The organism is Dactylosporangium sp. CS-033363, from assembly GCF_050942475.1.
Classification (GTDB): Bacteria; Actinomycetota; Actinomycetes; order Mycobacteriales; family Micromonosporaceae; genus Dactylosporangium.
This window is the reverse complement of sequence record NZ_CP192032.1, coordinates 10,927,668-10,951,320: the sequence shown is the minus strand read 5'-3', so window position 1 is coordinate 10,951,320 and position 23,653 is coordinate 10,927,668. Positions and strand designations below refer to the sequence as shown.

Annotated in this window: 20 protein-coding genes; 14 read left to right on the top strand and 6 right to left on the bottom strand. The window is 71.4% G+C overall.

Annotation, left to right across the window (positions count from 1 at the left end):
- Positions 1–46 precede the first annotated feature (46 nt).
- Complete coding sequence (locus ACQPZ4_RS50620; RefSeq protein WP_433053897.1) at positions 47–676, top strand: TetR/AcrR family transcriptional regulator; 630 nt, start codon at positions 47–49, stop codon at positions 674–676.
- Here the strand turns inward: ACQPZ4_RS50620 and ACQPZ4_RS50615 are convergent.
- Positions 673–1,620, bottom strand: coding sequence for a rhomboid family intramembrane serine protease (locus ACQPZ4_RS50615; protein ID WP_433053894.1), 948 nt, complete (start codon positions 1,618–1,620; stop codon positions 673–675). The two genes, ACQPZ4_RS50620 and ACQPZ4_RS50615, sit on opposite strands and share 4 nt — an antisense overlap.
- A gap of 70 nt (positions 1,621–1,690) precedes the next feature.
- Complete coding sequence (locus ACQPZ4_RS50610; protein ID WP_433053891.1) at positions 1,691–2,230, bottom strand: peptidylprolyl isomerase; 540 nt, start codon at positions 2,228–2,230, stop codon at positions 1,691–1,693.
- 185 nt (positions 2,231–2,415) lie between these two features.
- Between ACQPZ4_RS50610 and ACQPZ4_RS50605 the strand changes: the two genes are divergently transcribed.
- Positions 2,416–3,075: a hypothetical protein gene (locus ACQPZ4_RS50605; protein WP_433053888.1), complete on the top strand. Its 660-nt coding sequence runs from the start codon at positions 2,416–2,418 to the stop codon at positions 3,073–3,075.
- Positions 3,076–3,136: 61 nt separating this feature from the next.
- Here the strand turns inward: ACQPZ4_RS50605 and ACQPZ4_RS50600 are convergent, their stop codons facing one another.
- The 3 genes from ACQPZ4_RS50600 to ACQPZ4_RS50590 all read right to left on the bottom strand — a co-directional run bounded on the left by ACQPZ4_RS50600 (position 3,137) and on the right by ACQPZ4_RS50590 (position 6,147).
- Complete coding sequence (locus ACQPZ4_RS50600; protein ID WP_433053885.1) at positions 3,137–4,279, bottom strand: magnesium and cobalt transport protein CorA; 1,143 nt, start codon at positions 4,277–4,279, stop codon at positions 3,137–3,139.
- Between the two features lie 258 nt (positions 4,280–4,537).
- Positions 4,538–5,632 (bottom strand): PLP-dependent aminotransferase family protein, encoded by a 1,095-nt coding sequence (locus tag ACQPZ4_RS50595; protein WP_433053882.1) that lies wholly within the window; start codon positions 5,630–5,632, stop codon positions 4,538–4,540.
- Positions 5,633–5,760: 128 nt separating this feature from the next.
- Positions 5,761–6,147, bottom strand: coding sequence for a CBS domain-containing protein (locus ACQPZ4_RS50590; RefSeq protein WP_433053879.1), 387 nt, complete (start codon positions 6,145–6,147; stop codon positions 5,761–5,763).
- A 162-nt stretch (positions 6,148–6,309) separates the two neighbouring features.
- On the opposite strand from ACQPZ4_RS50590, the gene ACQPZ4_RS50585 reads away from it, so the two are divergent.
- Positions 6,310–7,689, top strand: a complete 1,380-nt coding sequence (locus ACQPZ4_RS50585) for a GuaB1 family IMP dehydrogenase-related protein (RefSeq protein WP_433067104.1) — start codon at positions 6,310–6,312, stop codon at positions 7,687–7,689.
- A 107-nt stretch (positions 7,690–7,796) separates the two neighbouring features.
- A complete protein-coding gene (locus ACQPZ4_RS50580) occupies positions 7,797–9,140 on the top strand; it encodes a hypothetical protein (RefSeq protein WP_433053876.1) in 1,344 nt (447 codons plus the stop codon).
- Here ACQPZ4_RS50580 and ACQPZ4_RS50575 read toward each other — a convergent pair.
- A complete protein-coding gene (locus ACQPZ4_RS50575) occupies positions 9,110–10,270 on the bottom strand; it encodes a glycosyltransferase family 4 protein (protein ID WP_433053873.1) in 1,161 nt (386 codons plus the stop codon). The genes ACQPZ4_RS50580 and ACQPZ4_RS50575 overlap by 31 nt on opposite strands.
- A 45-nt stretch (positions 10,271–10,315) precedes the next feature.
- Here ACQPZ4_RS50575 and ACQPZ4_RS50570 point away from each other — a divergent pair, with 45 nt between their 5' ends.
- The 10 genes from ACQPZ4_RS50570 to ACQPZ4_RS50525 all read left to right on the top strand — a co-directional run bounded on the left by ACQPZ4_RS50570 (position 10,316) and on the right by ACQPZ4_RS50525 (position 23,645).
- Positions 10,316–11,176, top strand: a complete 861-nt coding sequence (locus ACQPZ4_RS50570) for an Fpg/Nei family DNA glycosylase (protein WP_433053870.1) — start codon at positions 10,316–10,318, stop codon at positions 11,174–11,176.
- A gap of 5 nt (positions 11,177–11,181) precedes the next feature.
- A complete protein-coding gene (locus tag ACQPZ4_RS50565) occupies positions 11,182–12,621 on the top strand; it encodes a DUF2142 domain-containing protein (protein WP_433053867.1) in 1,440 nt (479 codons plus the stop codon).
- 213 nt (positions 12,622–12,834) lie between these two features.
- Positions 12,835–14,343 carry a sugar transferase gene (locus ACQPZ4_RS50560; protein WP_433053864.1) on the top strand — a complete coding sequence of 503 codons (1,509 nt, stop codon included), beginning with the start codon at positions 12,835–12,837 and terminating at the stop codon, positions 14,341–14,343.
- A 130-nt stretch (positions 14,344–14,473) separates the two neighbouring features.
- Positions 14,474–15,661 carry a sensor histidine kinase gene (locus ACQPZ4_RS50555; RefSeq protein WP_433053861.1) on the top strand — a complete coding sequence of 396 codons (1,188 nt, stop codon included), beginning with the start codon at positions 14,474–14,476 and terminating at the stop codon, positions 15,659–15,661.
- Between the two features lie 8 nt (positions 15,662–15,669).
- Positions 15,670–16,431 (top strand): LytR/AlgR family response regulator transcription factor, encoded by a 762-nt coding sequence (locus ACQPZ4_RS50550; RefSeq protein WP_433067102.1) that lies wholly within the window; start codon positions 15,670–15,672, stop codon positions 16,429–16,431.
- A 65-nt stretch (positions 16,432–16,496) separates the two neighbouring features.
- Positions 16,497–17,195 carry a response regulator gene (locus ACQPZ4_RS50545; protein ID WP_433053858.1) on the top strand — a complete coding sequence of 233 codons (699 nt, stop codon included), beginning with the start codon at positions 16,497–16,499 and terminating at the stop codon, positions 17,193–17,195.
- Positions 17,192–18,211 carry a HAMP domain-containing sensor histidine kinase gene (locus ACQPZ4_RS50540; protein WP_433053855.1) on the top strand — a complete coding sequence of 340 codons (1,020 nt, stop codon included), beginning with the start codon at positions 17,192–17,194 and terminating at the stop codon, positions 18,209–18,211. Before ACQPZ4_RS50545 ends, ACQPZ4_RS50540 begins: the two co-directional genes overlap by 4 nt.
- 1,026 nt (positions 18,212–19,237) lie before the next feature.
- Positions 19,238–21,478, top strand: a complete 2,241-nt coding sequence (locus tag ACQPZ4_RS50535; RefSeq protein ID WP_433053852.1) for a DUF4153 domain-containing protein — start codon at positions 19,238–19,240, stop codon at positions 21,476–21,478.
- Positions 21,479–21,561: 83 nt separating this feature from the next.
- Positions 21,562–21,951 carry a hypothetical protein gene (locus ACQPZ4_RS50530; RefSeq protein WP_433053849.1) on the top strand — a complete coding sequence of 130 codons (390 nt, stop codon included), beginning with the start codon at positions 21,562–21,564 and terminating at the stop codon, positions 21,949–21,951.
- Positions 21,948–23,645: a cation acetate symporter gene (locus ACQPZ4_RS50525; RefSeq protein WP_433053846.1), complete on the top strand. Its 1,698-nt coding sequence runs from the start codon at positions 21,948–21,950 to the stop codon at positions 23,643–23,645. The genes ACQPZ4_RS50530 and ACQPZ4_RS50525 overlap by 4 nt, the downstream gene beginning before the upstream one ends.
- The last annotated feature ends 8 nt before the right edge of the window (positions 23,646–23,653 follow it).

Genomic DNA, 23,653 nt, shown 5'->3' with positions numbered 1-23,653 from the left:
AAGCTACTCACGCGTAACCTTACGCACGAGTAGGTAAGGTGGCAAGATGCTGAAACGCCTCCCCCGAGTCGTGCGCGAGCAGCAGATGCTCGACGCGGCCGTGAAAGTCTTCTCCAGGCGGGGCTTCCACGCGGCCTCGATGGACGAGATCGCGGAGGTCGCGGGCATCTCGAAGCCGATGGTGTACGCGTACCTGGGCACCAAGGACGAGCTGTTCCTGGCCTGCCTGCAGCGTGAGGCGACCCGGCTGATGGAGGCGGTCGCCGCCGGTGTCGTCCCCACCGCCCGCCCTGACGAGCAATTGTGGAACGGGCTGCGGGCCTTTTTCGCCTTCGTGGGTGCGCACCGCGACGGCTGGCAGGTGCTCTACCGCCAGGCCCGCAGCGAGCCGCCGTTCGCCGCCGAACTGGCCGGCATGCGCACCCGGATCGTCGAGGTGGTGGCCGGCCTGCTCGAGGGCGCGTGGGCCCAGGCCGACGCGACCCGCCCGACCGCCGCCGACGACTTCCTGGCCATGGCGTTCGCCTACGTCGGCGCGGCCGAGTCGCTCGCCGACTGGCTGGCCGACCACGCCGACGAGGACCCGGAGCGCACCGCGACCCGCATGATGAACTTCGTCTGGGTCGGCGCCGACGCCCTGCTGCAGGGGCGCGTCTGGCGGGCGGGCGAGCGCTAGACGGTACCCACGGCGGGCACTTGTGACAATCCCACCGCGAACGCTATGGCGAGCAGGGCCAGGGTGCCGACCACGGTCGCGACCTGCAGCTGGGTGCGCTGTTTGGACGGCGCGTAGGCGAACCCGGCGGCCACGATCGCACCGGTGATGAGCCCGCCGACGTGGGCCTGCCAGGAGATGTAGCCGCTGAAGCTGAACGTGATGACCAGGTTGAAGATCAGCACCGGGATGATGCTGGCCACGCTGAGCTTCATCTTGCGCAGGATCACGATGAGCGCGGAGAACATGCCGAAGATGGCGCCCGACGCGCCGGCGCTGGCGGTGTTCGGCCCGGCCAGCAGGAAGACCAGCACGCTGCCGCCGAGGCCGCACAGGATGTACAGGGCGAGGAAGCGGATCCGGCCGAGCGCGGCCTCCAAGGGGCGGCCGAGAATCCACAGCGCCCACATGTTCATGGCCAGGTGCAGCAGGCCGTAGTGCAGCCACATCGACGTGAACAGCTGGTACCAGTGGCCGTCGGCCACGCTGTCGCCGGGGAGCCGGATGCCCGAGCCGCGGGCGGTGAAGTAGGGCACCTCGGCGCCCCAGTCGTGCAGCGGCGTCGAGCCCCCGAGCAGGCCGCCCAGGCCGCCCCCGCCGAGGCCGTCGGCGGCGCCGCGACCGGCGCTGATGATCCCGATGATGAAGACCATGACGTTGATCACGATGAGCGTGATCGTCACCGTGCCGGCCGCGCCGGACTGGCTGCCGCCGAAGGCCGTGCGGGCCTGCCGCTGGGTCTTGCTGCCCTCGCGGACGCAGTCCGGGCACTGGAAGCCGACCGAGGCCTCGTTCATGCAGTCGGGGCAGATCGGACGGTCACATCGGGTGCACCGGACGTACGTCTCGCGATTGGGGTGCCGGTAGCAGACGGGGACCACGTTCGCCGGCGGCGGCTGAGTCATGGTGACAAGGTTAGCCAGGCCTCACCCGAATCCGGTGAGGCCCGGCCCGTCCACTGCTCGCGCGGCTGGTTCAGCCGACCCGGTCGATGGAAACGCTCTGGATCACGACGTCGTTCACCGGGCGGTCCATGCTGGCGGTGCGGGTGGTGGCGATCTGGTCGACGACCTTGCGGGAGTCGTCGTCGGCGACCTCGCCGAAGATCGTGTGCTTGCCGTTGAGGTGCGGGGTCGGCCCGACGGTGACGAAGAACTGCGAGCCGTTGGTGCCCTGGCCGAAGCGGATGCCGGCGTTGGCCATGGCGAGCAGGTACGGCCGGTCGAAGCGCAGCTCCGGGTGGATCTCGTCGTCGAAGTTGTAGCCCGGACCGCCGGTGCCGGTGCCCGTCGGGTCACCGCCCTGAATCATGAAGTTGGCGATCACGCGGTGGAAGATGACGCCGTCGTAGTACGGGCCCTTGCCCGCCTGACCCGTGCGCGGGTCGGTGTAGTCCTTGGTGCCCTCGGCGAGCTCCACGAAGTTGCGCACGGTCTTCGGGGCGCGGTTGGGGAACAGCTCAATCCGGATATCGCCGACATTCGTGTGCAGCGTCGCGAACAGTTGCTCGGCCACCAGTTCTCCCTTTCCTTGGTGACATTCCGTCATCACGGTATCCGACGGGGATTCTCCCGGTTCCGGGTGTACGGCCGCCCGGTTCGTTGCACGATGACGAAGCGGTCCCTGGCCGCGAGGTTCCCCCTGGTCGGTTCGGGGTAACCGGGGATGGACGAGATTTCGCGCCTCGGGAGGTGGAGCAAGTGTTTCGACGTCGTCAGGTGCAGTCGCACACCCGGCTCATGCAGGACGAGCTCGGGCAGAGCCTCGATCACCTGCGGATGGCCGCGGCGCATGCCGCCGATGGCGCTTCGGGCGCCTTGGCGCCACGCGTCGACGCCGCCCGCAAGGCGGTGAAGCCGCGGCTGGACAGCGGCATGACCATGGCCATGGGTGGTATGGAGTCGGTCATGGAGATGGCCCGCGAGCGCTCCATGAAGGCCGGTAAGCAGGCCCAGAAGGCGAGCCGCAAGGCCGAGAAGATGAGCCGCAGGACGAAGAACAAGCTCATGCGCAACGAGCCCAAGCCCTCGCGCCGCCTGCCGATGGCGATCGGCGGCCTGGTGGTGGCCGGTGCCGCCGCCGGTGTCGCGGCCGCGTACATGCGCCGGCGCCGCAACGAGCAGGCGTGGGACGAGTACGGCTCGACCCGCACCACCAGCGACACCGGTTCGCTGCTCGACTCCGCGAAGAACTCGATGGACGCGGGTATCGACAAGGCTCGCACCATGGGTCAGGAGGCCAAGGACCGCGCCTCGGACCTGATCGGCCACAAGAGCACCAACACCGGCCCGACGAGCGGCACCGAGTTCGACAAGAGCCCGATGCAGAACAGCTCGGCGTCCAAGAACAGTCGCTCTTAGTACGTCGGTCGATCACTTAGGCGGCCCGCCCCCGGCCACGGGGGGCGGGCCACCTATGTGTTCAGAGCCAGCCGCTGCGTCTGAAGCCCCAGAACAGGGCACCCGAGCCGGCGAGCATGAGGGCCATCACGCCGGGGTAGCCGAAGACCCAGTGCGTCTCGGGCATGTAGTCGAAGTTCATGCCGTAGATGCCGGCGATGGACGTCACGAGGGCGGCGATGGCGGCCCACGCCGCGATCTTGCGCATGTCGTTGTTCTGGTCGACGCTCACCTGCGCCAGCCGGGCCGCGAGCACCGAGTTGATCACGTCGTCGAGGTACAGCACCTGCTCAACCGCGCGGGCGAGGTTGTCGCCGACGTCGCGGAAGTACCGCTTGATCTCCTCCGGCACCTCCGCCAGCTGCCCCGAGACCAGCCCGTTCATCGGCCGCTGGAGCGGGAGCACGGCCCGCTTGAACTCCATCAGCTCGCGCTTGAGCTGGTAGATCCGCTGGATGCGGCTGGACGTGCGCTTGCCCCGGGTGCCCTCGGCGCTGAAGACCTGGTCCTCGACCGCGGCCACGTCCTCCTCGATGTTCTGGGCCACGTCGACGAGCGTGTCGACCACGCTGTCGGCGACCGCGTAGGCGACCGCCCACGGGCCCCGGGCCAACACCTCCTGCCGCCGCTCCAGCTGGGAGCGGACCGGGGCCAGCCGGCTCGCGTCGCCGTGCCGGACGGTGATCACGAAGTGCTCGCCGATGAACATCAGCACGTCGCCGGTCTCGACCACCTCGCTGGTGTCGGTCAGCTCGTCGTGCTCCACGTAGCGGGCGGTGCGCATGGTCAGGAAGGTCATCTCGCCGTACCGCTCGACCTTCGGCCGCTGCCGCGACTGCACCGCGTCCTCGACCGCCAGCTCGTGCAGCTGGAACGTCTCGGCGATGGCGGCCATCTCGCCGGCCCGCGGCTCCTTGAGCCCGATCCAGACGAAGCCGCGGTGCCGCCGGGCCGCGTGCAGAGCCTCGGCGTAGGTGCGCTCGCCGGGCTGGCGAATCCCGTCGATATACAGCGCGCAGTCCACGATCGCGCTGTGCTCCGACTGCGCGGCCGGGGGATTCGTGGTCAGCGCGGCGCTGTTGGTGAGCATCCGCGACATCGCCCGCACCGGCCGGGACAGCGCGCGCTGCAGCGGTCGGGGATTCGGGTGCTGTTCGTCGGCCATCTCGACCTCCCGGTGAGACGAGGGGCCGGCCCGCACGGCTTTGTTGGCACCGGGCGGACCGACCGCAGGTGGGGGGTGGGGGCGCGGTCGGCCCACCCGGTGCCGTTGGGGGGCGGGGGGTGATGCCATTGGGGCGCAGCAGGAAAAGCGCGCCGGGCTGGATTTTGATCCATCCGATGCCGCCTGCGGAACCACCCCCACCATCACGGTTTGGTGTCAGGTTCCTTGGAACGTGTATTTGTGCGTGGACGCGGGCCCTCAGGCGGCCTTGCGCACGGCCTCGATCGCCGCCGCCAGCCGCTGCACACCCTCGTCGACCTGGTCGGTCAGCACCGCCGAGAAGGCCAGCCGCACCGAGTGCTTGCCGCCCTCGAGCAGGAAGTCGGAGCCCTTGACCACGGCCACGCCGAAGTCCTTGGCCGCGACCTTCTCCAGCTCGGTGGTGTCGACGTCCTCGGGCAGCTCGACCCAGAGGAAGTAGCCGCCGTCGGGCTCCACGAAGGTGGCGTCCGGGATGTGCTTGCGCAGGCCCTCGCCCAGCAGCCGGGCCCGCTCGCCCAGCACCGAGGAGACCTTCTCGATCGAGCGGTGGACGTCGCCGGCCGCGCAGAACTGGTGCACGATCGCCTCGGCCACCATGCTCGGCGAGATGTAGACCGTGGTCGCCTTCGCGGCGATCCCGCCGATCGTCCCCTTCGGGCCGACGAGATAGCCGACCCGCAGGCCGGGCGCGATGGTCTTGGTGAACGAGCTCGCGTGCACCACGGCGCCGGTGGTGTCCTGGGACAGCATCGACGGCAGCTTCTCGCCCCGCCAGCGGATGTCCGCGTACGGGTCGTCCTCGAAGATCGTGAAGCCGTACTCCCGGGCGAGCGCGAGCAGCGCGGTGCGCTTCGCCGCCGACAGGGTGACGCCGGCCGGGTTCTGGAAGTTCGGGATGATGTGCGCCAGGACCGGGCGGACCCCGCTCTCCAGCAGCGCGCGCAGCTCGTCGACGTCGATGCCGTCGGCCTGCAGCGTCACCGGGTGGACCTCGGCGCCCAGGTTGCGCAGGTTCAGCAGCGTCCGGTCGTACGTCGGCTTCTCCACGATCACGGCGTCGCCCGGCTTCACCATGTGCTCGAAGAGCAGCGCGTCGGCCTGCATCGAGCCGTTGGTGACGATGACCTGGTCGGCCTCGACGCCGTGCTTCTCGGCGATCCACTTGCGCAGCGGAAGGTAGCCCACGGACGTGCCGTAGGCCGTGATGCCGGCCGGGTCAGCCTCGAAGGCGCGAACGGCGGCGGCCTTGAGCCCGTCGACGTCGATGATGTCGAGACTGGGCGCGCCACGGGAGAAAGAAATCAGCTGCATGCCTGGCAGCCTACGCAGGCGCGCACCGGCCGTTCAGCCGAGTTCCCGCCGTCCACCTGGGGTGTTCCTGGTGGGTTTCCAAGCGGCGGCGAGGTTCTTGCGGCCGAACGGCCGGATCGCGCGAAGAATCACGCCGGGATCGACGTCTGGACCCAGACTCGCACGATGTCGCGCACCGAGATGACTCCCAACACATCGTCGCCGTCGAGCACGACCAGGTGCCGGAAGCCGCCGCGGACCATCGCGGCCGCGGCCTCCTCGATCGTCCACGCCGGGCCGGCGTAGACGACCTCCCAGGTGATGTGATCGGCGGCCCGCTCGGCGTCAGGGTCGAGGTCGGTGCCGATCGCGTTGAGGATGTCCCGCTCGGTGATGATGCCCACCCCGGAGCCGTCGGGGTCGACGACGATCGCCGAGCCGACCTTTCGCCGGGCCATGAGGGCCGCGGCCTGCCGCAGGGTGTGGTCGGGGCCGAGCTGGACGACGGTCGTGGACATTGCTTCGTGTACCTGCATGGTGATCACTCCTCGCAAGGGCACGGCTACGGACATGGTGCCGCCCTGGCCCGGAAGTCTCAAGAGCGCTCACCCGGGTGGGCCGGGCGGCTACAGTTGCCCAACGTGCGGTTTCTCAACGACCAGACGCCCGGGCACGAGCTGACCTACGACGACGTCTTCATGGTGCCGAGTCGCTCGGCCGTGGAGTCGCGAATGCAGGTCGATCTCACCTCACGCGACGGCAGCGGCACGACGATTCCGGTCATCGTGTCCAACATGACCGCCGTGGCCGGCCGGCGGATGGCCGAGACCGTGGCCCGCCGCGGCAGCATCGCGATCATCCCGCAGGACATCCCGATCGACGTCGTGGGTGAGGCGGTCTCCTGGGTCAAGCAGCGCCACCTGGTGCACGACACCCCGATCACGCTCGGCCCGACCGAGACCGTGTCGCTCGCGCTCGACCTGCTGCCCAAGCGGGCCCACGGCGCGGTGATCGTGGTCGAGGACGGCCGCCCGGTCGGGGTGGTCACCGAGGCCGACTGCCACGACGTGGACCGCTTCAGCCAGCTGCGCAGCGTCATGTCGAGCAACCTGCTCACCCTGCCCGACGACGTGACGCCGGAGGAGGCGTTCGACCGCCTGGCCGCCGGCCACCACCGGCTGGCGCCCGTCATCGACCCGGCCGGCCGGCTCGTCGGCATTCTCACCCGCAATGCCGCCCTGCGGGCCACCCTGTACTCACCCGCCACCGACGGCGAGGGCCGGCTGCGCATCGGCGCGGCGATCGGCATCACCGGCGACGCCGCCGGGCGGGCCGACAAGCTGCTGGCCGCCGGGGTCGACGTGCTCGTGGTGGACACGGCGCACGGCCACCAGGAGCGGATGGTCAGCACGCTGCGGTCGGTCCGGGCGCTCAACCCGTCGGTGCCGGTCGTGGCCGGCAACGTGGTGACCCGCGAGGGCACGGCCGACCTGCTCGCCGCGGGCGCCGACATCGTGAAGGTCGGCGTCGGGCCGGGCGCCATGTGCACCACCCGGATGATGACCGGCGTGGGCCGGCCCCAGTTCTCCGCCGTGCTCGAGTGCGCCGAGGAGGCGCGCCGCCACGGCGGGCACGTGTGGGCCGACGGCGGCGTGCGCCACCCGCGCGACGTGGCCCTGGCCCTGGCCGCCGGGGCGTCCAACGTGATGATCGGCTCCTGGCTGGCCGGCACCCACGAGTCGCCGGGCGACCCGCGGCGCGATGCCGACGGGCGGCTGTACAAGGAGAACTTCGGGATGGCCTCGGCCCGCGCGGTGAGCCGCCGCACGGCCGACGACAGCGCCTACGAGCGGGCCCGCAAGGCCCTGTTCGAGGAGGGCATCTCGTCGTCGCGGATGTACCTGGACCCGCGCCGCCCGGGCGTGGAGGACATCCTCGACGAGATCGTCGCGGGCGTCCGCAGCGCGTGCACCTACGCGGGTGCGGCCGATCTCGCCGAGTTCGCCGCGCGGGCTACTGTCGGTGTGCAGAGCGCGGCGGGGTACGCGGAGGGCAAGCCCCTCGATGTGTCCTGGTAGATGACCTTGCGGCCGACCTCGGAAATACCTCAAAGACCGGATGGTCTCGTCACTTGGGGTTCACGTAAGGTGCGTGTCGTGAAGCTCGCTCGCGACCCTCTCGGCTTGTGACGACAAGGCCGTTGCTGCGCCGCTTGCAGGGTCTGCGCGGCGCCTCCCGCTTCGTCGGCGCGGGTCTGCTCGACCAGGTCGTCATCGCCGCGGCCAACTCGGCGAACACGCTCCTGGGCGGCATCCTGCTGCCCAAGGAGCAGTTCGGCGCGCTCGCGCTGGCGCTGGCCGTCGGGTACTTCGCGATGTACCTCAACCGCGCCGTCGTCGGCGACGTGCTGCTCGCGCTCGCGTCCCGCTACGACGGGGAGCCCCGGATCCGTTTGGCCCGCAACGGCCTGGCGACCGCGCTGTGCTCCGGTCTCATCGCCACCGTCGTCTTCGTGGTGCTCTGGGCGGCGTGGCCGAATCGCGGCGAGATCGACCTGCACGAGCTCATCTGGCTCGCCCCGTTCATGGTCCCGGTGATGCTGCACGACACCGCGCGCTGCGACTACCTGGCCGACCGGCGGCCGGACAAGGCGCTCGGCATCGACCTGGTCTGGGCCGGCACCCAGGCGGTGCTGGTCGTGACCATGATCCTGACGCACAGCTCCAGCGCCGGCGGCCTGCTCTCGGTCTGGGGGATCGGGGCGACGGCGGGCATCACGGTGTACCTGCTGCGGGAGAAGCGGCTGCCCTGGTCGGGCAACCCGCTGGCGTGGCTCACCGAGACCCGGCACCTGTCGAGCTGGTTCACCGTCACGGCGATCGTGGCCCAGATCCAGGTGCTGGCGATCAGCTTCGTGGTCGCCGGTCGGCTGTCCAAGGTCGACCTGGGCAACCTGCGCTTCGTGCAGACCGTGCAGCTGCAGCCGGTACAAAATCTGATCACGGCCGTCCAGAGCCTGCTGGTGCCGCGGGCCTCGCGCAATGCCGCCGACGCGGCCAAGCCCGGCCCCGAGGGCATCGCGGCCGCGGCCGTCCTGCGCCGCCAGACCCGCACCCTGGCGACGGCGTTCGCGGTGCTGGGCGCGCTGATGGTGCTGATCGTCTGGCCGATCGTCTCCTACGTGCTCGTGCACACCCACAAGTTCTCCGAGGCGGCCCCGCTGGCCCTGCCGATCGCCCTGCAGGGCGCGGTCTACCTGCTGCAGGTGCCGTTCACGGCGGCGATGCGCGGCATGCACCGGGCCCGGATGCTGTTCCTGCAGTACGTCGTGTTCGCCGTCGTCTCGCTCAGCGGCCTGACGCTCGGGGCGGACCTCGGCGGCCTGCACGGCGCCGCGTGGGGCCTGCTGACCGGGTCCACGGCCGGCCTGATCTGCATGGTGGTGCTGTACCTCTACGCGCTGCGCTGGGTCGGCCCGGCCGCCGGCGCCCCCGCCGCTCAGCCCCGCCCGGCGACGATCTCCCGGTAGATCCCGACGAGCCGCTCGGTCAGCACGTCCGGGGCGAACTCGGTCTCGTAGCGGGCCCGGGCCACGGGCGCCAGCGCGGCCGCGCCCTCGCGGGCCTGGACCAGCCCGTCGGCCAGCGCGGCGGGCTCGGGCTCGACCACCCAGCCGGCGTCCCCGGCCAGGTACGGCAGCCCGCCCCGGTCGGTCACCAGCACCGGCCGGCCGCCCGACAGCGCCTCCAGGACGATCGTCGGCAGCACGTCGTGCCAGGTGGAGGCGGCGATCACGCAGGCCGCGCGGCCGATCTCGGCCCGCACCTCGGCGTTGGCCAGCGGGCCCAGGTAGGTCACGTCGGCCCGGGACTCGGCGGCCTGCTCGGCGAGCGGGCGCAGCGGGCCGTCGCCGATGATCCGCAGCGGGCCGAGCGCCCCGTCCGGGTGCCGCGACCAGGCCTCCAGGACCAGCTCCAGGCCCTTCTCGGGGGAGAGCCGGGCGGCGTAGAGGAACCCGTCGCCGGGCTCGGCGGCGACGCCCGCGTCCGGGATGCCGTTGGGCTTGACGGTGATCCGCTCGGCCGGGATGCCGAAGTCGACCAGGTGCGCGGCGATCCGGTCGGTCAGCGCGATGAAGCGGTCGACCTGCTTCCAGGTGCCGCGGTGGTACGCCAGCGTGGCCGCCATCACCGCCGACTGCGCCTTGGAGCCGCGGTAGCAGGTGTGGGTCACGGCCGGCAGTGGGAACGCCTTGCCGCGGCACTCGGTGCAGATGTGCCCGTCGCGGAAGTACAGCCCGGGCGCGCACACCTGCCGGTAGTTGTGGACCGTGTGCACGACGGGGACGCCGTGCGCGTGCGCCGTCTTCACCACGGAGGGCGACAGCAGCGGGTACGGATTGTGCAGGTGCAGTACCTCCGGGCGCTCGGCCTTCAGCAGCGTGGCCAGGGCCTTCTGCGACTCGCCGTTGCGGATCGGCGACAGCGGCAGCAGCACCTTCTGCGCCGTCGAGAACGTGCCGATCTCGTCGGAGCTGCGCAGGAACGGCAGCACGGTGACCCCGGCCGCGCCCAGCTGCGCGATCTCGGCGTCGACGATCACGTTCTCGCCGGACGGCTGGCCCGATGCGTACCGGTTGTGCGCGACGACGACCTTCATGATGAGGGCAAGCCTACGGACCGATGGGTGAGGCAGACTGTACGGGTGCCCGAGCTTCCCGAGGTCGAGGCGCTCGCCGCGTTCCTGCGGGAGCGCGCCGCCGGCCACACCGTCGACCGCATCGAGGTCTCCTCGCTCAGCGCGCTGAAGACCTTCGACCCGCCGATCACCGCCGCCGCCGGCCAGCCGCTCACGGGCGCCTCCCGGCACGGCAAGTTCCTCGACATCCACGTGGGTGACGACCTGCACCTGATCGTCCACCTGGCCCGCGCCGGCTGGCTGCACTACCGCGACGCGTTCAACGCGAAGACGCCGCTCAAGCCCGGCTCGGGCCCGATCGCGGTGCGGGTCCGGCTCGACGACGAGTCCGGGTTCGACCTGACCGAGGCCGGAACCAAGAAGAGCCTCGCCGCGTACTTCGTGAAAGACCCCCGCCTCGTGCCCGGCATCGCCCGCCTGGGCCCGGACGCGCTCGCGGTGAATGCCGACGAGTTCGCCGCGGCCATGCGCTCGCGCAAGGGCCAGATCAAGGGCGTGCTGACCGACCAGACCATCCTGGCCGGGGTCGGCAACGCGTACTCCGACGAGATCCTGCACGCCGCCAAGATGTCCCCGTTCGCGCTCACCAACAAGATCACGGACGAGCAGATGGCCCGGCTGCACGAGGCCATGCGCGCGGTGCTGACCGGCGCCGTCGAGCGCTCGGTCGGGCAGAAGGCGGCCACGCTCAAGTCCGAGAAGCGCTCCGGGCTGGCCGTGCACGCGCGCACCGGACTGCCCTGCCCGGTGTGCGGCGACACGGTGCGCGAGGTCTCGTTCGCGGACACGTCGCTGCAGTACTGCCCCACCTGCCAGACCAACGGCAAGCCCTTGGCGGACCGCCGGTTGTCGAAGCTCGTACGCTGAGCCGCGTGCGTCGTGCGTTCCTCGTGGCTTTCGCCGCGTTCTTCCTCCTCGGTGCGGCGTGGGCCCTCGCCCTGCCGGTGAACGGGACCTACGACGAGAAGCAGCATCTCGTCCGGGCCTATGCGGTCTGGGACGCCCAGTGGCTGCCGCACGACCGCACGACGGACGCCAGCGGCAACGTGACCAGCGCGTTCGTCGGGCCGCGGAGCCTGCTGCCGGAGAACGCCGACTGCACCTTCATCGACAAGCCGGTCTACCACCCGGCGTCCTGCCTGGTGACGACCGGTGACCGGGCCGAGGCGCTGGTGCCGAGCGCGGCCGCGCGGTACAGCCCGGTCTACTACGCCCTGGTCGGCCTGCCGCTGCGGATCAGTCCCGACGGCACCGGCCTGATCTGGGCCCGGCTGCTCTCGGCGGCGCTGTCGGCCGCGCTGCTCGCGGCGGCGGTGGCGATCGCGCCGGGGCGGCTGGAGCGGCTGGCCGTGGTGCTGGTCACGACCCCGATGCTGGCCGACCTGGCCGGCTCGATCAACCCCAACGGGCTGGAGATCAGCGCGGCCGTGCTGCTCTTCGTGGCGCTGCTGCACCGGCGGTTCGCCCTGGCCGGAGTGGGTGCGCTGCTGCTGTTCACGGTCCGCGACCTGGGGCCGTTCTTCGCGCTGGCGGACATCGCGCTGGCCCTGTTCGTGACCCGGCAGCATCCGCGGGTGCTGCTCCAGCGGGCGTTCCTCGTCCCGGCCGCCCTGGGCGCGGCCTTCGCGGTGTTCTGGGCCGCGGTCGCGTCGCGGAGCAGCGACCTCACCGCGGGCCGGCCGATCCCGCCGACGAGCTCGGGCGCGATCCTGTCCGACATCGCGGACGGCCGCGCCGAGTTCTGGGCCCGGCAGATCGTCGGCCAGTTCAACTACGGCGAGACCACGATCTCGATCGCCGTCATCGGTCTCTGGTACGCCCTGTGCCTCGCCCTGGTCGCGCCCGCCCTCGTCCTCGGCGACCGCCGCCTGCGCCTCGGCATCGCGACGGCCTTCGCCGGCAGCGCGGCCCTGCTGGTGGCCCTGGAGCTGTACTTCGCGCCGAAGGTGGGGCAGTTCGCACACGGCCGGTATGTGATGCCGCTCGGCGTGGGGGTGATCCTGCTCGCCCCCCTCGCCGCCGGTTACTCAGGGTGGCTGTCGGCATCGCGCTGGCGGGAACGGGCGGTGCTGGTGGCGGCGGCACTGACGGTACCGATGCAGCTCTATGCCCTTGCTCGTGTCATGACGCGCTTCGAGCGCGGTATCTCGGCCGGACTCAACCCGTTCGGGGGATCGTGGACTCCCCCGCTGGGCAGTGTGCTGCCGCTTCTGTGTGCTTTGGTGGGTGCTGGGCTACTCGGGGTGATTGTCACGCGCAGTTCTGTCCGGCCTACGCCAGTGCACTCGACAGCGATAACGTTCAGCAACTAGTGTCGGCCGGTCGCCATCGGTCGCTTCGGCGCTCATGGGACACTTTGCACGAGCTTTCCGGTGCCCGTGAACTTCGTAGCCGAACGTCGGCACCGAACTTCGCAACCGGCCGAGCAGAGCTGTGCCGCGATCCTCGATCGCGGCGCGAGAGGACGCACTGAGGTGACCGCTAGTCTCCAACGTCCGGCCACCCCGCCGAGCCGGAGATCGACCTTGGGTGAACTCGACAGCTTCGAGATTCTTCCTGATCATGCAGTGGTCCCCGTGGGCCCGAACGGCGTCCCGCGGTCGGGCTGGCAACGGGCGAAGCGGCTGGCGCGCTGGCACCGGCCCTATGCCGCCATCCTGGTCCTGCTCGACATGGGCGCGGTGGCGCTCTCGTCGCTGATCGCCGCGGCCAACCTGGAGAACGCCGACGTCGGCTTCAAGAACGAGCCGGGCCTGTTCGGGCTCATCTCGTACGTGTTCCTCCCGGCCGTGTGGCTGCTGGTCCTCTGGGGCCACGGCGCCTACGACCGGCGGTACCTGGGCGCCGGCACCGACGAGTTCAAGCGGGTCGTGCGCGCGTCCTGGACGGTGGTGGCGATCGTCGCCTTCGCCGCGTTCGCGTTCAAGCTCCAGCTCTCCCGGTTCTCGGTCGGCTCCGCGCTGGTCGGCGGCCTGGTCTTCGTCCTGATCTTCCGGTACATCGCGCGCCGCGCCCTGGCCCTCGCCCGCACCAAGTTCCACCTCGCGACCCACCGCATGCTGCTCATCGGCACCCTGCAGGAGGCGCTGGAGGTGCACGCGGCGATCGCCCGTGACCCCGCCGCCGGCCTGGTGCCCGTCGGCATCCACCTGACCGAGGGCTACGCGCCGCGGCCGAGCACCGTGACCCCGGTGCCCGTGCACGCCGGCCGCGACATCCTCTCCCTGGTCCGCGAGCTCAACGCCGACACGATCGCGGTCTGCGGCTCGGCCAGCGCCGAACCCGTGGAGCTGCGCCGCCTCGCCTGGCAGCTCGAGGGCACCGGCATCGACCTCGCCGTGGCGCCCCAGCTGACCGACATCGCCGGCCCGCGGGTCCACATCCGCCCGATCGAGGGCATCCCGCTCCTCTACGTCGAGGAGCCCAAGCTCTCCGGCCTCGGCTGGCTCTTCAAGAACATCATCGACCGCGTGCTGGCCCTGCTCGGCCTGCTCATCTGCCTGCCGCTCTTCCCGTTCGTGGCGCTGGCCATCAGGCTCTCGGACCGCGGCCCGATCTTCTTCCGCCAGCCCCGCATCGGCCGCGAGGGCAAGACCTTCAAGGTCTGGAAGCTGCGGACGATGTACGTCGACGCCGAGGAGCGCCTGGCCACGCTCAGTGACCAGAACGAGAGCGACGGCCTGCTCTTCAAGATGAAGAACGACCCGCGCGTCTTCCGGGTCGGCCGCTGGCTGCGCGCCTCCTCGATCGACGAACTGCCCCAGCTCATCAACGTGCTGATGGGCGAGATGTCCCTGGTCGGCCCGCGCCCCCTGCCGGCCGAGGACGGCGACTTCCTGGGCGACGTCCGGCGCCGCCTGCTGGTCCGCCCGGGCATCACCGGCCTCTGGCAGGTCTCCGGGCGCAGCGACCTGAGCTGGGACGACGCGGTTCGCCTGGACCTGTACTACGTGGACAACTGGTCGCTCGTGCTCGACCTGCACACCATGTGGCGGACGATCTGGGTGGTCGTCTTCCGCAAGGGCGCTTACTAGTTCTCTTTACTAGTTCTCGAAAAGTCCGACACTCCGTGATCGGACTTTTCGGACTTATACCCCGACGGGGGATTCGGCCGGATTCCGGGGGTCTTCCGTCGAGGACGCCTTGTGGCTCACGATGTCGGGCGTGGCTGCCAACCTCGTCGCCGGGCTGATCGTCGTCGTGCTCGTGTGCGCGCTGGGCGGGGCCGTGTACGCCGTCATCCGGCATCGGGGGCGGCGGGCCATCGCGACCGCGGCGCAGCGGGCCACGTACGACGTGCTGCACATCGCCGAGCTGGCCGCCGAGCCGCTGCGCAACGGGCTCACCGAGGCCGCCGCCGGGAAGGCCATCCGGCATCTGCGCTCGCTCACCGGGGCGGCCGGCATCGCGGTCACCGACGCTCGCCGGGTGCTCGCCTTCGACGGGGTCGGGGAGCATCACCGGGAGCATGCGGCGGCCGCGGCGGTCCGGGCCGTCGCCGCCGGGCGGCCCACCGTGCTCTCCGGGCGCGACCTGCCCTGCGACCTCGTGGACTGCCCGATCCGGGGCGCGGTGGTGGTGCCGCTCGCGCAGCGGGAAGGGGCGCTCGTGGCGCTCTCCGACGGGCCGCCCGCGCCGGGGCTGGTGCAGGCGACCGCCGAGACCGCGCGGTGGGTCGGCACGCAGCTGGCCCTCGCCGAGCTCGACACCTCGCGGGCGCGGCTCGCCCGGGCCGAGGTCCGGGCACTGCGGGCGCAGATCAGCCCGCACTTCATCTACAACGCGCTGACGGCCATTGCGAGCTTCGTGCGCACCGACCCCGAGCTGGCGCGGGAGCTCATTCTCGAGTTCGCGGAGTTCACGCGGTACAGCTTCCGGGCCCACGGGGAATTCACCACGCTCGCCGAGGAGCTTCGGTCCATCGACCGGTACCTCACCATCGAGCGGGCCCGGTTCGGGGAACGGCTGCAGGTGCGGTTGCAGATCGCGCCCGAGGTGCTGCCGGTGACGTTGCCGTTCCTGTGCCTGCAGCCGCTGGTCGAGAACGCGGTGCGGCACGGGCTGTCGCGCAAGCCGGGGATGGGGACCGTCAGTATCGTGGCGCGGGACGCCGGGGCCGAGTGTCACATCACGGTCGAGGACGACGGGGTCGGGATGGACCCGGCCGCCCTGCTCACCGCGGACGACACGGGCGCCGACGCCGGCCAGCACGTGGGCTTGCGCAACGTCGACGATCGACTACGTTCGGTTTTTGGGGACGGGTTCGGCGTCGTGGTGGAGACCGCGCCCGATGCCGGTACCAAGGTCAGCATGCGCGTGCCGAAGTTCCACCCGGGGGTGAGTTCGCATTGAGTTCGCTGTTGAGTGACCGCGGCTTCCTGCGCGTGCTGGCGGTCGACGACGAGGTGCCGGCGCTGGACGAGCTCGCGTACCTGCTGCGGGCCGATCCCCGGGTCGGCCGCCTGCACTGCGCCGGGGACGCCACCGAGGCGCTGCGGGTGCTGCGCGACGCCGACGTCGACGCGGTGTTCCTGGACATCCGCATGCCGGGGCTCGACGGGATGGAGCTGGCGCGGGTCCTCGGCCGGTTCGCCAAGCCGCCGGCGGTCGTGTTCGTCACGGCGTACGACGACCGCGCGGCCGAGGCCTTCGACCTCGGGGTCGCCGACTACGTGCGCAAGCCCGTGCGCGCCGACCGGATCGCGGAGTCCATCCGGCGGGTGCTGGCCACCCGGCTCGTGCCCACCCACCCCGCCGTGGCCGCGCGCCGCGACCGCCAGGACGATCCGACCATCCCCGTCGAGCTCGCGGGCACGACCCGGATGCTGCCGCGCTCGTCGGTGCGGTGGGTCGAGGCGCAGGGCGACTACGCGCGCCTGCACACCGCCGACGCCTCGCACCTCGTCCGGGTGTCGCTGGCCACGCTGGCCGAGCGCTGGGCCGATGCCGGATTCGTCCGGATCCATCGCTCGTACCTCGTGCAGCTCAAGCTCATCACCGAACTGCGCATGACCAACACGGGGTACGTCGTGCTGATCGACGACCACGAGCTGCCCGTGTCGCGCCGTCACACTCGGGAGTTGAAGGATCGCCTGGTGCGAGCGGCGAAGTCGTGGAGCTGAGGTCTTCACAGATCCTGCACATTGCCGACTGAGGGCCTGCACGTCCCGGGCCTACGCTCAGGTACATGAACCCAGGTGGTGAGCGGCGCCGCGTGCTCGTCGTGGACGACGAGCGGATGATCGCGGAGTCGATCGCGGTGCGGCTGCGCGCCGAGGGCTTCTCCGTCGACACGGCGCACGACGGCCCCTCCGCGGTCGCGGCGGCCCGGCTCATCCGCCCGGACCTCGTGGTGCTCGACGTGATGCTGCCCGGCTTCGACGGCCTCGAGGTGTGCCGGCGCATCCAGGCCGAGCGGCCGGTGGCGGTGCTCATGCTGACCGCCCGCGACGACGAGAACGACCTGCTCGTGGGCCTGGCCGTCGGCGCCGACGACTACCTGACCAAGCCGTTCTCGATGCGCGAGCTGGCCGCGCGGGTGCACGTCCTGCTCCGCCGGCTGGAGCGGCTGGCCCAGGTGCAGCCCGACCCCAACCAGACCCCGATCGTCCTGGGCGACCTGGAGATCAACCGGGCGCAGCGCCGCGTCACCCGGGCCGGCATCGAGGCCCACCTCACGCCGACCGAGTTCGACCTGCTGGTGAATCTCGCCAGCCGCCCGCGCACGGTCCTGCCCCGCGAGCGCCTGCTGGCCGAGGTCTGGGGGTGGGCGGATGCTTCCGGCACTCGTACCGTCGACAGCCACATCAAGGCCCTGCGCCGCAAACTCGGCGCCGACCTGATCCGCACGGTCCACGGTGTCGGCTATGCCTTGGAGTCCGCATGACACGCCTGGCTGATCTCCTGCCGCGCCCGCTCGACCCGCTGCGCTCCATCAAGCTCAAGCTCGCCGTCCTCCTGCTGGCCTCGGCCTGCGCGGGGCTCGGGGTGTTCTGGATCGGCATCGGCTGGATCCCGCCGAACACGACGTACATCGCGCTGACCGTCGGCCTGGTCACCTCCCAGGTCCTGGCCCACGGCGTGACCCGCCCCCTGCGCGAGATGACGGCGGCCGCCCGCGCGATGGCCCGCGGCGACTACTCGACCCGGGTCCGCGCCACGTCGCGGGACGAGGTCGGCCAGCTGGCCGTCGCCTTCAACCAGATGGTCGGCGAACTGGCGGCGGCCGACCAGCAGCGCCGCGAGCTGATCGCCAACGTCTCCCACGAGCTGCGGACGCCCATCTCCGCCCTGCAGGCCATGCTGGAGAACATCGTCGACGGCGTGGCCGACCCCGACCCCGCCACGCTGCGCACCGCCCTGGCCCAGACCGAGCGCCTGGGCCGCCTCGTCACCGAGCTGCTGGACATTTCCCGGTTGGACGCGGGAGTCGTACCGCTCGATCGCGAGCTGTTCCACATCGAGGACCTGCTGCACGAGGTGGTGGCGGAGGCCGAGGTGAAGGCATCGGCGGCCGGCTACAAGGTCGAGTACCTCACGTGCTCGTTCCCGGAGAACGCCCTGGTCCGCGCCGACCGGGCGCGCCTGCACCACGTCCTGACCAACCTCGTCGACAACGCCACCAGGCACAGCCCCGACGGCGGCACGGTGACGATCCTGGGCCGCCGGGAGCCGGGCCGGGTGATGCTCGAGGTGGCCGACGAGGGCGCGGGCATCCCCCACGCCGAGCGGGAGCGCGTCTTCGAACGCTTCACCCGGGGCGCACGGGCCTCGGGCGGGGGCACGGGCCTGGGCCTGGCGATCGCCCAGTGGCTGACCCAGTTGCACGACGGGACGATCGCGGTCGTCGAGCAGCCGGACGACCTGCCGGGCTGCCGAATCCGGGTGACGCTGCCCGCGTAGCCCCGCACTTTCCCTTCGCTCGTGACGGCCGTTCGCGTCGGCCGGTCGCGCAATGCCGCGCGCGCATGTTCGTTGCCCTGTGCTCGTTGCCCTGTGCTCGTTGTCCTGTGTTCGTTGCCTTGTGTTCGTTGCCTTGTGTGAGGAGCTCACCGAGTCATGTCCGAAACGCCAGAGCAGCCCACGAAGCCGTCCGGATCCCAAGCCGCCCCGGGAGCCCCGCCCAGTTCCGCCGCACGGCAGCCGGCTGAGGGTTTCGCGGCGCCTGGTTCAGGTGCGCGGCAGCCGGCTGAGGGTTTCGCGGCGCCTGGTTCAGGTGCGCGGCAGACGGCTGAGGGTTTCGCGGCGCCTGGTTCAGGTGCGCGGCAGACGGCTGAGGGTTTCGCGGCGCCTGGTTCAGGTGCGCGGCAGACGGCTGAGGGTTTCGCAGCGCCTGGTTCAGGTGCGCGGCAGACGGCTGAGGGTTTCGCAGCGCCTGGTTCAGGTGCGCGGCAGACGGCTGAGGGTTTCGCAGCGCCTGGTTCAGGTGCGCGGCAGACGGCTGAGGGTTTCGCAGCGCCTGGTTCAGGTGCGCGGCAGACGGCTGAGGGTTTCGCAGCGCCTGGTTCAGGTGCGCGGCAGACGGCTGAGGGTTTCGCAGCGCCTGGTTCAGGTGCGCGGCAGACGGCTGAGGGTTTCGCAGCGCCTGGTTCAGGTGCGCGGCAGACGGCTGAGGGTTTCGCAGCGCCTGGTTCAGGTGCGCGGCAGACGGCTGAGGGTTTCGCAGCGCCTGGTTCAGGTGCGCGGCAGACGGCTGAGGGTTTCGCAGCGCCTGGTTCCGCTGCACGGCAGACGGCCGAGGGTTTCGCAGCGCCCGGTTCTGCTGCGGGGCAGCCAGCCGGGGAATTCGCACCGCCCGGACAGCCGCAAGGAAACGTGGCCCTGGCCGCAAGGCCGCCGGGCCCGTTTGCGCCACGACAGCCGGACCCGTTCACGCCACGGCCGCCGGGCCCAACGCTGCCGCCGCCGACGAATCCGGCGCTGATCAACGTGTTCCGCCTGGGCCCGCCGCCACCGACCCTGTGGCAGCGCGCCTGGCCGGTACGCAGCGAGGCCGCGAGCAGCCCGGCGCTCTACGGCGCACTGGTGGCCGCGATCGTCGCCGCCGTGGCCCTGCCCCCGGACCGGCCCGGCATCGGCTGGCCGATCGCGGGCCTGGGCGTGCTGGTCCCGCTGGCGGTGCTGCTGGTCCGCCGGCAACCGGCCAAGGCCACCACGGCACGGGCGGAGTCGCTGCTGTGGTGCGTGGCCGCGCTGGCGCTGCTTTCGGTCGGCTTCTTCCGCGCCGCCGAGTGGCTGTTCACGTTGAGTGCCCTGACCGCCTTCGGCTGCGTGGCGCTCGCCGTCGGGCTGCACCGCCGCATCCCCGCGGTCCTGGTCGCTCCCTTCAACCTGGTCTTCGCTGCCTTCCGCGCCATCCCCTGGTCAGCCGCCGGCCTGACGCGCCCGGCCCGCACGGCACCCGCGTCGATCCCGCCCGGGTCAGCCGCCGGCCTGACCCGCACGGCCAGCACGACACCCGCGTCGGGCACGCCCGCCCCGTCGAATGCACCCGACCCCTCGCGACGCGCCGGACCCGCAGCGGTTCAGCCCGGCGGCACCGAGGCCACAGTGCGCGCGGCATTGCCTGACGCCTCACGAGCCGCCGGACCCGCAGCGGCTCGGCCCGGCGGCACCGAGGCCACAGTGCGCGCGGCATTGCCTGACGCCTCACGAGCCGCCGGACCCGCAGCGGTTCAGCCCGGCGGCACCGAGGCCACAGTGCGCGCGGCATTGCCTGACGCCTCACGAGCCGCCGGACTCGCAGCGGTTCGGCCCGGCGACACCGGAGCCGCAGCGCCCGCGGCATCGCCCAGCGCCTCGCGAGGTGCCGGACCCGCAGCGGTTCGGCCCGGCGACACCGTGGCCACAACGCGCGCGGCGTCAAGCGGGTCCACCACCGCGTCAAGTGGTGAGCACGCGGCGACTCGATCCGGCGGGACTGTGGGTGGTCAGGCGGACGGTCCGGCCGTGGGTGGTCGGTCGAGCGCGATCGTGGGTGGTCAGGCGAACGCGGTCGTGGGCAGCCAGGCGGACGGTCCGGTCGTGGGCGGTCGGGCAAGCGCGGTCGTGGGCAGCCAGGCGGACGGTCCGGCCGTGGGCAGTCAGGCGAGCGCGGCCGTGGGCGGTCGGGCGAGCGCGGTCGTGGGCAGTCAGGCGGCCAGTGCGGCCGAAGTCGACGGGCAGGGCAACAAGGGCCTGCGCCTGCTCGCCTCCATAGCGATCGGTATAGCCCTCCTCCTCACCTTCGGCGCCCTCTTCGCCAGCGCGGATGCCGGTTTCGCGCGGGTCGTGGACGCGATCATTCCGTCGGTCGATGCCGAGGCCGTCGCCCGCTGGGCGTTTGTCGGGCTGGCGGCCGCCGGCCTGTCGTTGGGTGCGGCGTTCCTGGTGGCGAACCCCTCGGCCGTCGGAGAAGGAGCGCCGCGGGCCAGGGCCGTCCGCAGAGTCGAGTGGCTGGTTCCAGTAGGGGCCGTGCTTGCGATCTTCCTGCTGTTCGTCGCCGTCCAGCTGACGGTGCTGTTCGGGGACCGCGACTACGTCATGCGCACCGTCGGACTGACGTTCGCGGAATACGCCCGGAAGGGCTTCTGGCAACTCCTCGTCATCACCCTACTCACGCTAGGTGTCATCGCGGTGTCAGCCCGCAAGGCCCCGCAAGAGGACCGCAACCTGCTCCGCGTCGTGCTCGGCCTCCTCGCGACCTGCGCGCTCGTCGTGGTCGGCTCGGCCCTCTGGCGCATGAACGTGTACGAGCAGGCGTACGGCTTCACCAGACTCCGCGTCTTCGTCAGCACCGTCGAACTCTGGCTCGGCAGCCTCTTCGTGCTGGTCATGATCGCCGGCGCGACGCAAAAGCGAGGCTGGCTCGGCCGCGCCGCCGTCGCGCTGTGGGTGGTGACCCTCCTCAGCCTCGCCGCGATCAACCCCGACCGCCTCATCGCCGCCCACAACGTGGCCAGGGCCGATCAGAGCAACGCCGACATCTGGTATCTGCGCACCCTCTCCGCCGACGCCGCCGAGGAGCTCGACAAGCTCCCGCCCGGCGCCCGGGAATGTGCGCTCGGCGGCCGAACCGAACAAGAGGACCAAGACGACTGGCGCGGATGGAACCTGGCGAGGGACCGCGCGCGTCAGATCGTTCCGGAGCCGATTGCGCCGGGGGAGTACCCCTGTTATCGGCGGTATTGAGAAGAAACCGAGCACGGGCCGACGTTCAAACGGGGGACGTCGGCCCTTGCTTTTGTTTCGCGCCCGTTGCGAGACTGCCGTCCATGGAGCCGCCAACTCCGCGCGTCAGGGTCGTGCTCGGGGACGTCTCCCGGGCCCCGATCCACCCTGCTCCGGCCCGCGTCGAGCTGGAGGAGCAGAGCCCGGTCGGCACCGCCCTCGCCCGCGGGCTGGTGCGGGCCCAGCTCTCCGTGGCCGTGCGGCTCTCGGCCGTCGTCGCGGTCGGGCTCGGCGGGCTGCCGTTGCTGTTCGCCGCGGTACCCGCGGTCGCGCACGCCCGGCTCTTCGGGGTCTCGCTGCCGTGGCTGCTGCTCGGCGTGCTGGCGTATCCCTTCCTCTACCTGGTCGGCGCGGTGTACGTGCACCTGGCCGAGAAGAACGAGCAGGAGTTCGTCGCGCTCGTCGAGGACCGCGGACAGAACACCCAGGGATGAGCTCCTATTCAGTGGCCGCCGTCGTGGTGGTCACCCTCGCGACGGTGGCCATCGGCCTCTACGGCCTGCGGTTCGCGCGCACGACGTCGGATTTCCTCGTCGCCTCGCGCATGGTCAGCCCGACCTGGAACGCGGCCGCGATCAGCGGCGAGTACCTGTCCGCGGCGAGCTTCCTCGGCGTCGCCGGGCTGGTCCTCAAGCACGGCGTCGACCTGCTCTGGTACCCGGTCGGGTTCGCCGCCGGCTACCTCGCGCTGCTGCTGTTCGTCGCGGCCCCGCTGCGCCGCTCGGGAGCGTTCACGCTGCCCGACTTCTGCGAGGTCCGGCTGCGCTCCAAGCGCCTGCGCAAGCTCGCCACGGCGTTCGTGATGTTCATCGGCTGGCTGTACCTCGTCCCGCAGCTGCAGGGCGCCGGCCTCACCCTGCAGACGGTGACCGGCGCCCCCTACGCCCTCGGCGCGCTGCTCGTCGGCGTCGTGGTGACCCTGAACGTCGCCCTCGGCGGGATGCGCTCGATCACGTTCGTGCAGGCGTTCCAGTACTGGCTGAAGCTCACCGCCCTCGCCGTGCCCTTCGTCTTCCTGGTCATGCAGTGGCAGGCCGACGGCCATCCCACCCTGACCGCGCCCGACGGGCCGCGCTTCCCCGCCGTCACGACCGTCGACGTCGATCACGACACCCGGATGACGGTCAGCGAGCCGACCACGGTCGACGGGCACGGCCTCGTCGACGGCGTGCTGACCAACGGCACCCTGCTGCTGACGCCCGGCGAGCACACGGTCACCGAAGGTGCTCTGCTCGTGTTTCCAGAAGCGGCGGCGGTACCGCAGGTCGCCGACGTCACCGCCGACTCGCCCGCCGAGTGGCTGCTGCCCGGCGACGACCCGCAGGACCTGTTCGGCACCTACTCGCTCATCCTGGCCACGTTCCTGGGCACGATGGGCCTGCCGCACGTGCTCGTGCGCTTCTACACCAACCCCGACGGGGCGGCCGCGCGCCGGACCACGCTCGTCGTGCTCGGCCTGGTCGGGGTGTTCTACCTGACCCCGACGCTGTATGGCGCGCTCGGCCGGATCTACACCCCGCAGCTGCTCATGACCGGCAACACCGACGCGGTCGTGCTCCTGCTGCCCCAGGCCGCGCTCGGCGGCGGCGTCACCGGCAGGCTGCTGAGCGCGCTCGTGGCGGCCGGGGCGTTCGCGGCGTTCCTCTCCGCCTCGTCCGGCCTGCTCACCAGCGTGGCCGGGGTGCTGTCGACGGATGTGCTCGGGCACGGCTCGGTGCGCGATTTCCGGCGCTCGGCGTTGCTCGCGGGCGTGGTACCGCTGCTGCTCGCCCTCTTTGTCGCCAGCCTCGACGTGTCGCAGGTCGTCGGGCTCGCGTTCGCCGTCGCCGCGTCGAGCTTCTGCCCGCTGCTCGTGCTCGGCATCTGGTGGCGCGGGCTGACCGCGGTCGGCGCGGCGGCCGGGATCGTGGTCGGCGGCGGGGCGGCCGCGACCGCGGTGCTGCTCACCGTGCTGGGCGGGCCGCTGGAGGGCTGGGCGGGCGTGCTCACGGCCCAACCGGCCGCCTGGTCCGTGCCGTTAGCCTTTCTGGTCATGATTCTGGTCTCTCTGCTGACAAGGCACCGTTTGCCCGCCGGCGTCGGAGCGATCATGCTTCGCCTGCACGCGCCCGATGCGCTGCGCTTGTAGTGGCGAGG

Excerpts from the sequence above, each read along its gene's own strand:
- ACQPZ4_RS50620 (WP_433053897.1), top strand. The coding sequence starts at position 47 with ATGCTGAAACGCCTCCCCCGAGTCGTGCGCGAGCAGCAGATGCTCGAC.
- ACQPZ4_RS50615 (WP_433053894.1), bottom strand. The coding sequence starts at position 1,620 with ATGACTCAGCCGCCGCCGGCGAACGTGGTCCCCGTCTGCTACCGGCAC.
- ACQPZ4_RS50600 (WP_433053885.1), bottom strand. The coding sequence starts at position 4,279 with ATGGCCGACGAACAGCACCCGAATCCCCGACCGCTGCAGCGCGCGCTG.
- ACQPZ4_RS50595 (WP_433053882.1), bottom strand. The coding sequence starts at position 5,632 with ATGCAGCTGATTTCTTTCTCCCGTGGCGCGCCCAGTCTCGACATCATC.
- ACQPZ4_RS50590 (WP_433053879.1), bottom strand. The coding sequence starts at position 6,147 with ATGCAGGTACACGAAGCAATGTCCACGACCGTCGTCCAGCTCGGCCCC.
- ACQPZ4_RS50585 (WP_433067104.1), top strand. The coding sequence starts at position 6,310 with ATGGTGCCGAGTCGCTCGGCCGTGGAGTCGCGAATGCAGGTCGATCTC.
- ACQPZ4_RS50575 (WP_433053873.1), bottom strand. The coding sequence starts at position 10,270 with ATGAAGGTCGTCGTCGCGCACAACCGGTACGCATCGGGCCAGCCGTCC.
- ACQPZ4_RS50545 (WP_433053858.1), top strand. The coding sequence starts at position 16,497 with ATGAACCCAGGTGGTGAGCGGCGCCGCGTGCTCGTCGTGGACGACGAG.
- ACQPZ4_RS50540 (WP_433053855.1), top strand. The coding sequence starts at position 17,192 with ATGACACGCCTGGCTGATCTCCTGCCGCGCCCGCTCGACCCGCTGCGC.
- ACQPZ4_RS50530 (WP_433053849.1), top strand. The coding sequence starts at position 21,562 with ATGGAGCCGCCAACTCCGCGCGTCAGGGTCGTGCTCGGGGACGTCTCC.
- ACQPZ4_RS50525 (WP_433053846.1), top strand. The coding sequence starts at position 21,948 with ATGAGCTCCTATTCAGTGGCCGCCGTCGTGGTGGTCACCCTCGCGACG.